Source organism: Paraburkholderia sp. EG304 (genome assembly GCF_046543485.1).
Lineage (GTDB): Bacteria > Pseudomonadota > Gammaproteobacteria > Burkholderiales > Burkholderiaceae > Paraburkholderia > Paraburkholderia youngii.
In genome coordinates this window covers 1-8,486 of sequence record NZ_JBKGUA010000117.1, presented here as the reverse complement: position 1 = coordinate 8,486, position 8,486 = coordinate 1, and the positions used below count along the sequence as shown (strand labels likewise).

Sequence of the window (8,486 nt, the reverse complement as noted above, 5' to 3'; positions counted from 1 at the left end):
ATAGCATCGAGGGTTCACAACGCACTTTCGGGAGAAGGAAGGCTGTCGACAGGCGCCGAAAAATCGCCCTCACGTATCGCTTTCCGTTTTGTAGCCGATCCAGTTACAGAGTGTCGAGTCAACCGGGGTGTTCCAGTGCCTGATATGTGGTCGTCAAAGGACACTGGCAAGCTGGGTGCAACAGGCTGTTTAGGGTCGTTCACGGACCGAGGCGCGCGCAGACCCTAGCGTGATAGCCGCTCAGTTGCAAAGCCCGGCCGGCGACGGCCATCCGAAATCCCCGGCGATTTTCTGGCTGATCGCACGAGGACGAACGACCTTATCGAAAGTGGCGGCCAGATGTGACGTTTCCGGTCCGATTCGTCGGGGGAAGCGGCCGGTTAAGAAAGTCTTCAGTCAAACCGCGAGACGCAGCGTTGTAGGCCCAGCGAATGAACTGTTCGAGCAGCAATGCCTCTCGGTTTCGGAGCTCCATATTCTCCTGCTGCAACCGCTTTGTCCGCTCAAGACATGAGTTAAGCGCAGCAGGCAGTGGGCGACCGCCTGGTGTGTCGCCGGCACGCGTCCGGTAAGTTTCATACGCGATCCGAATCCGTTCGTGCCTGAAGAGCGCTTGCCGCGTGTAGGTGGCGTGGAGTCGCGTTCTCGCTACCTTGATCAGCGCAGCCCAGGTCAGCCGACCATCCCAACGACGGATAATTTCAATGACAATGTCCACGCGGTCGGGCGTAAGGTTCGGTGATCGCCTGATCATGGCAGCCTCGCCGTCGTCTCAAGGTCAGCGAGCATCTCGGCGCCGGTTCCGTCTAGGTGCAACCGGTCAAGCAGGGCGCCTTCTGACAGGGAATATGTGCTGTTTGAGTTCAACTGAACGATGGCGCCGTCGGCGATGGTTCGGTCCGTCAAAATGGCCAGCAGTTGCTCCAGACGATCGACAGCAGCCTGGTGAGTGGTGACCCAGTCTTCGGCACCGTAAGCGTTCTGCGAAACCGCCTTCTTCGCTTTGGCGAGACTGTCGCGGGCGGCGTCCAGCGCCTGACGAATACGTCCGGTGTTGTCCGGTATCCCCTTGATGCATACGTGCTCGCGGCAATCCAGGCACTTGCGGAAAATCTCGCAGGGAGTGGTAGTGAAATCGTGAACGCAGAAACCGTAGAGCGTCACGTGCGCCGTCGGCACAGCCATTTCCGCGAATTCGGCGCGGGTGACAGGCAGATTTTTGGGAACCGTAGCCAGTGGCCCGATAGCCTTGGCGTGGTCGCCCACGGCATCGCGAATCTTCGTGACGATCTCCTCGCTGGTCATGTGATCGTAGGACCGATTGTGGTGAATATTTGCGCGACCGCTCCATTTTGCGATGTCCAGCTGTGACAGGCTTGCGCTCTGCGCCATCGTGTTGAGCCAATGTCGGAACTGGTGGCTTCGCAATTCCAGTTTTCCCTCCGGGTCAATCCCGACGCGCTGAAACACTGTCATGCTTCCGGCATGCTTATTCTGACCAAGCGCGCAGCCAATGTGGTGATACTTCACTACCTCGAACATGCACCGGTTTCCCGTGCTACTGCCGCGGTTCCCGAATAACCCCTCCGGGATGACGAGGAGCGCTTGGGAATACCGCATGCCACGCCTCTCGTCATACATTGGAAATCCTGGTGGCAGCATGCCGACGATATGTCGTTCTACGTCCGCAAACCTGGCAGCGTAAATCTGTATCCAACCTCGAATCGGATGGTTCAGATCAATGTGGGCAAAAGGGAGGCGGTTTTTGCGCATCCATCCGCGCACGATGCGCTTGTCAGGTGAGAGATTGGCAATCTGCCAGACCTCCTCCAGGGTAAGGAGTTCCTTTCCGCGCAGGTGCTCGAGGTCTTGAGGAAGGTAGAGCTTCGCCGGGTTCTGTTCATACCAGCGCGCCATCTCTCGGGCTGATTCAGTGATCCGTCTGATTCTAGTTAGCGCCTCGCGCACGACATCCGCCATGCCGGGTAGTATCCATTTGATGTGGTCAGATGCCCCTTTTGAGCCGGCCCAGCGCAAACCGAGATGCACTCGCTCATCTTTGCCAGACTGTTCGACCTCACAGTTATCGGGCAAGGCCATGACCTCGTTGATTCGTTCTGGGGCCGAGCACAGGATAGCGGAAACCGATGTGATGAGGATGTCGCGCGGTTCCGTTGCAAGATGGAAAGCTTGAGCGAGTCCGTCCAATGCTGCTTGATCTGGCATCTTTGCCTGTCGACGCTGCTCAAACTCTGGTCCGACACGCCCGCTGGTGGCTTTCCTGACGCGTGGGTAGCTCCAGTTGTGCAGCGGGGCGTAGACAAAACCCTTTTCATCCAGGAAGCGGGCGATGACAGCAAGTACAGAACCGGCCGAATTATTATCGCCGAAGGCACTTCCACTTCTGATCACCTCGGCTGCGGGGTTAAAGACATGTGCATCGCAATCCGACAGGGAGGAAATGGCACACTCCTGAATAGCTGTATCGAGGGCTCGAAATGCGGTGATCGCATAGGTGAAAGAGGACGACGACCTATTCGCCAACTGCCTGCGCACATAGGCCCTTGCGAAACCAGCCAGTGGTCGACAAAACGGCGTTCCACCATCCCTCAACCGCTGAGTGAAATGGATCGTGATAGTGCCGTGCTTCGAATTCGCATGCCCCTTTATTGCGTAGAACTCTGTCACATCCCAACAGTCGGCATCGAATTCCAGCCCGGCGCCAAAAGCTGTCGTTGCGTTTCTAGCGCTGGAAATGAAGACGGCGAGGTTCCGCTCAGCATCCGACTTCTGCCGGGCGACCAGGGGAATCGCCGTCTTCATGCACTTCCTTTAATGGCAGAATCGCGGCAACGATTGACAACGTCTGCGATCGCCAGAATCGTCCTGTCGTTGACCGACGCGATCCGTGCATCGCACATGGCGAGCATTGTTTCTCGCTCGGTCAACAGGCGATCGAGCAGGGTCTCATGATTATCGTCGAGCCACGGATTGAAGAAGGAGCATGTGTAGCACGCGAGCGGAGCTGCCAAGCCGCAGAAGTCGAGCTTCCCGCAGATCCCAACGGCTCTTAGGCTGTCCGGACTTTCAATGTGGATGGTCTTTTTTCCACCACCACTGTCGAGATGCGGCCGACTGCGCAGGGTGCCGGTGAACGCATGCGCGAGCGGTGCCATCTTCAACGCGAGCGCTTTATCGATTCGCTCGATCATCTCTGGACGAGATTCGATGTAGACGAGGCTGGAATCGACCCAGCTATGATCCATCAGATCCGCGACGACGGTCGCGGGTAGTCCCTCGGCCGCGGCGCGCGAACCCAATGTCCGGCGTATCCGGGTCTGGAACAGGACCATTTCTGCTCCCGTCCTCACGGAAAAGACACGGAGACCTCTGAGGACTCTCGAGATCTTGGCGCCTACAGCTTTAGCGCTTTGATGTCCTGCGAGGCCATGCAACATTGGGCGTCGCTCAGGTAGCGACCTGGTTATCGAAGGAAACATGGGAGCCTCAGCAAGGTCGATCCGGTTACAGTCACACCAGCGTGTGACGGCTGCGATCTGCTGTTCCAGTAAGCCGCCGACGGCGGTGGAAAGCTGTCGCGCCCTGAAGATGGTTCGTGGGCGAATGTGCTTGCCTTGTTTCAGACGAGTCACCTGGAGGATATGTACCTTCGAACCATCGTCGCGTCGGGTGATGCTCAAGTCTTTGATTTTGAGTAGCGCCAACTGGGCCGGACGAGGTGCAAGCGCAATGGCGAGCACCATCAACGCATAATCTGACAGCGACAACCTACCGGATGCAAACGCGTCACGCAGCGCACCAAGCACCGACTCGTACTCAATGTCGGTCAGTGGGCCTGTTATAGGATCCATCGTCCGTACGGCGGCTCCCACCTCATGACTTCGGCTCTCCATGACGGGTAGGAAGAGCAACAGGTCAAGAGACAGCCCGCTAATCCCGGTCTTGGCCCAGCTCACCAGGATCCATTTGAGCTGGCGGAGAAAATATTGCTGACGTACTGATAACGACGCACCGTAGTTTTCGAGATGGGCGGCTGTCAACACGTCGATTTCTTCGTCAGGATGCTCAGCCGCCAGAAACTTGAAGAACGCGCGCAAACGGCTCAGTAGCCGCCTGAGCCGCTCGGGTGCATTCGCACGAACCAAAACGGTAAAGGCGTCTTTAACATTTTTCCGCAGGCTCGGCCCGACACCCGGCAGATAATTGAAGTTGAAGATGACATTGCCATGCGGGGTTGGAATATTCCAATACCAATCGGCGGGAATGAACTTCACGCCGTCGATGGTTCTCACCGACGGGCGGATATCAGCTGCGGTCTTCGACTTGCTCATGCTCGGTCTCCTGGCCGGAGCGAATGACAGCATTTTGAATACGCCGTGAAGCCTCCGCTGCGAGCCGGTGCGTCCGACGTCTCAGATACTGATCGGCGGTCTTCGAGATATCGGACCAACCCATCGCGTGATTGCGCGCCCGGAGTTCATCTTCCGGCGACAATCCGGCTTTGTCGGCAATTTCGGAGAAGTCTTCGTTCCATGTGTGCCGCAATACATGCGCGGTAAGTGCATGGCCAACCGCCTGATGTTTCTCTCGGAGCGAACGGAACACCTTTGAAAACCCGGCTAACGATAGTGGACGGCCGGTAATTTCTGCGACGAACAGAAAATCGTGCTTCTGGGCGCCGCGCACTTGGGTGCGGTATTCGACGATGTGTTGATGCGTCAGATACGCCAGTTCTTCGCCGATGCCTATCACGCGCTCGAGCGTCTTGGCGTTTGGCTGATATTTTCGCGGATCCGACTTGTCGTCCGGACGGCGCATGACGCTCGCCATGTTCCTGCGAAAGTCCAGTAGTCTGATCCGTAGACCGAGTAACTCGCCGCGACGTAGGCCAGTGCCTAACCCCCAGAGGACAATAAGCCGATTACGGTCGCGCACAAAGTTTCCGGCCCATGGGTTATCGGGGCAGGCCGGATCGGTCAGCCGGACCAACTCCGCCTTCTGCTCTGCGGTCAGGCCCATGCGACTGGATTGGCTGCGGGCCTTCGGAGTACGGGCGCGCAATTGATCGAGGAACTGTGCCAGCCTTTCCATGTAGTCGTTCTTCTGCTCCAGCGACGCACAGACTTGCTTCGCCGCCCGATGACCGAGCCACTGCAAATAACATCCGGCGTAGTAAAGACGAATGGCGACCGTACTTATCGCAACGGTTACCTCTTCCGCTTGCTTTGGCGCACGTTTGCGAACCCGATCCAGATTGACGACGGCCGGACGGTTCTGCATTGACGCACGGCTGCGCTTACTCGTTGCGGCTATACTCAGAGGAAGATGCACGACCGTAACCAATTCGTCTAGTTCGCAGAGGTCGAGAAACCGACCCGTGGCGAACCGCTGTGCAAGATCGATCTGACTATCGTCAACGAACGCCAACAGAACTTGCACGCCGCGCAGAGCCTGCTCTACGGTCGCCGCTGAGCCGGTCCGTGGCCGGATTTCCGTGCAGGCGAAAGTGCAGGGGTCGAAAAGTGGCAGACCGCTTCGAGCGTCAACGAGGATCGGCATACGCTCGCCGTATTCGAAAACGGTGGTACGGATCAAGTGTCGAGCGCCGCTGGTCATGACACACCGGCAGCGTCGGTACGCGCGTCGAGACATACTTTGACGGCGTGGACGAAGTTATAGCCAGTGATGTGGTGCACAAGGTCGATAGCGCCACCGCCCCCTCGATGCACTGCGTCAGCAGGAAGAAGCACGTTGACGAACTTACGCCCGGTAAAGATGAAACGGAAGTCGCGACCCTCGTAGGTTACCTGAACTCGCTGGCTGTGACCGCTCGCATCCGATGGTGTGAAGTGTGTGTCCAGCTTGTAGTAAGCCCCAAGATGCTCGAGCAGCACCGGAAACGCCACATCACGCGCAGCATCCATTTCCGCTTGGTTCCATGGTCCGTAAGCCATCAAAAAGCACTCCTGTACGACACTGCTGCTACTCGATATATGGCCTAGAGTGGCGAGGAATTGTTTACTTTTCGTGGCAGTGACCAATAACACCGGAAGGTCACCATCTCGAAGAATCGTGACAACAACGCAAACCGCTCATCAGATGAGGCGCGCACCGTGGTTATTTACATTTTCTAGGCCGGTCACCGTAACGCGACGGACTGGAAGCTCATCCCACAGGGGCGGTTGCGCGCGGCGCTCGAGCGCGATGCGACGGCCCGGGGCGACCGCGAGATCTGTACCGTTCTCGGCAATCGCATCGCTGAAAGCGCCTCGCGCGGCGTTGCCATGCTGGCCCGAGCGGAAAGCGCGATTGCGCCTACGCGTGACGCCAACGATGCACTGTCTATCTCACCGTTGCGCGACTGGTCGGTCGATGACATCTGGCTGATGCTGACGATGTTTGCCGACGAAGAGAAGCGTCCGATTCCTTGTGCGTTTTCGGTGCGATCCATCGAACGTCTGTCGGACCTGTACCGCGCCGGTAACGATGGCATGTGCGGAGTGGTTCTCGGCGAAAGTGGGCAGCGTACGGCGTGCGGTTCGCGATTCGGATGCGTGTTCTGCTGCGTCGTTGGCGATCGGGACAAGTCGCTGGAATCCATGATCCGGGAGCCGGAGCATGCGTACGTGGCGGGCCTCAACGATTTCCGCAATTACCTGCTCGCGACACAGTGGGATCTGAAGCGCCGCGAGCTGGTAGGTCGGTCGCTGAGTTCTGCCGGATATGTGCGAGTGCAGCCCGATGTGCTGTCGTTCTGGGAGCGCATGAACCTGTTGCGGTACCTGCTCACGCTCGACGCGCTCGAAATTGAACGCGCCGAACAGCACGACGCGCATCTCGCGGCTGGTCTCATTCCTGATACGCCCGAGAACCGCGACCTCTGCGACGTGCAGTTCGAAATGATCACGCCGTCACAACTGGTCGCGATCGACTTCATGTTGTCCATGCACCACTACGCACCGCATGCGTTTCCAGCGGTATCAGCCTGGTACGAAGTCCACAGACTGGGGCGCCGAAACCGCATCCCCAAAGTCGACACTTTTCCGAAGGTACCCATCACGAATCACGGATGGTTCCGCGTCGGACAGTTCGACGCGGAGGCGCCCGCCGAAGGTCTTCGGGATTTTGGCGCCGAGCAGTGGAATCGGTACCGACATCCGGGTCGCGTGTCCACCTATGCGCAAACGACTGCTGGCGAACGCGTCGTGTATTTCGAACAAAGCGACCACCTCGACGTCGATGCCGAAAGAGCCTGTGAGTTCGTAACCTGTTCGTTTGACTACGACTGGTATGCGCGCGTGCAGGCCCATGCAGGGATCGAATCGGCGCGTTTCTGGCTCAACGAAACGATCCTGACACTGCCTACCGGGAGGTCCCAGCGATATCAGGAGATGGCAGTGCGCGGGCAGTATTTCGCGCGCCTCGCCGAGCGTCTGAACCTCACGCCGGCGGAAATGGATCAGTACCTGATCAGCAATGCGGTCAAGGAAGTGCAGCAGCTCGATCTCTTCTCAATGGCCGCGTGAGCGGTCTCATTTCATTCACCCTTGCGGGGCATCCCCTCGCAAGGGGCTGCTCCGCGCATCCATCTGGAGTAGCTTATGTACCTTGAAGCAGCTGGACCCGGCATGCCGGTTCGCCAGAGCAACGCTCATGTGGACGAAGGCCTGCTCGTCCGTGTGGGTATCCCGCACAGCGGCGGCCGACTCGCATACCACGCGTTCAATGAAGGATACGCGGGCATGGTCTCCGCTTCTGCCTTCTGGAATCCGAAAACCGGGCGCTTCCGCATCCCTGAAGCGACAGACCTGACAGAGATGGATTTCGCTCTGGACAGTGCGGGATTCACCGCCATGCGGCTCTTTCAACTGAAAGGTCGGCAGCGCGGCATCGCTGGCGTATATCCGTGGACGATGGAGCAATTCGTGGAACTCGCCTCGTTTTCCGGGGCCACGTGGGTCTCTCAGCCCGATTTATGCTTATGTGTTTTTGGTTTCGTCTGTCCGGGGTTGGACAATATCTCTCTCGAGAAGGGAGGGGGTGTGGGGGAGGGAGGTTGACCTGGGGACTTGAGCTAGCCAGTCGCATTCGTAGCTGCCGATAGGTGTCCGTATCGCGAGGCTTTCTTCGGATGCGACCACTTTCTGCCGCTCGCCTGAGCCATGCGGTGGTCGCTCGAACGGCTGGTCCACTCCGAAACCCGCCCAATGCTCAACGCGCAATTGTCGCCCAGAGCCGACGGCGGCCGAACAGGAACGTGTGGCCGTTTTAGATCGGCGGACATTCGCGACTCGGCGTCGGCGAGCGTCAGCATTCCCTATTTGCGGACGAGTCTTCACGACCGAGGCTGTGTGGAAACGCGAAATGCAGGTTCGACGTGCGACGAATCTGCAGCAGAGAGTATAGAGCCGCATTGCGCTCTCGCAATCAATCAGTCGAGTGGAGAGCGCTGGGTGGCACCGTTG

General features: G+C 58.2%; 6 protein-coding genes. 2 read left to right on the top strand and 4 right to left on the bottom strand.

What is annotated here, in order from left to right; translation table 11 throughout:
• Positions 1-750 precede the first annotated feature (750 nt).
• From ACLFKU_RS41710 to ACLFKU_RS41695, 4 genes are read right to left on the bottom strand one after another with little or no spacing between them, the layout of a single operon-like run.
• Complete coding sequence (locus ACLFKU_RS41710; protein WP_410853122.1) at positions 751-2,823, bottom strand: hypothetical protein; 2,073 nt, start codon at positions 2,821-2,823, stop codon at positions 751-753.
• Entirely contained in the window at positions 2,820-4,352 is a 1,533-nt protein-coding gene (locus ACLFKU_RS41705; protein WP_410853121.1) for a site-specific integrase, read from the bottom strand. Before ACLFKU_RS41705 ends, ACLFKU_RS41710 begins: the two co-directional genes overlap by 4 nt.
• On the bottom strand, positions 4,327-5,616 hold the full coding sequence (locus ACLFKU_RS41700) for a tyrosine-type recombinase/integrase (protein WP_410853120.1): 1,290 nt from the start codon (positions 5,614-5,616) through the stop codon (positions 4,327-4,329). The genes ACLFKU_RS41705 and ACLFKU_RS41700 overlap by 26 nt, the downstream gene beginning before the upstream one ends.
• 17 nt (positions 5,617-5,633) lie before the next feature.
• Complete coding sequence (locus ACLFKU_RS41695; protein ID WP_410853119.1) at positions 5,634-5,975, bottom strand: hypothetical protein; 342 nt, start codon at positions 5,973-5,975, stop codon at positions 5,634-5,636.
• Between the two features lie 330 nt (positions 5,976-6,305).
• Between ACLFKU_RS41695 and ACLFKU_RS41690 the strand changes: the two genes are divergently transcribed.
• Positions 6,306-7,547: a hypothetical protein gene (locus tag ACLFKU_RS41690; protein WP_410853118.1), complete on the top strand. Its 1,242-nt coding sequence runs from the start codon at positions 6,306-6,308 to the stop codon at positions 7,545-7,547.
• Positions 7,548-7,622: 75 nt separating this feature from the next.
• Positions 7,623-8,081 carry a hypothetical protein gene (locus ACLFKU_RS41685; RefSeq protein WP_410853117.1) on the top strand — a complete coding sequence of 153 codons (459 nt, stop codon included), beginning with the start codon at positions 7,623-7,625 and terminating at the stop codon, positions 8,079-8,081.
• Positions 8,082-8,486: the final 405 nt, after the last annotated feature.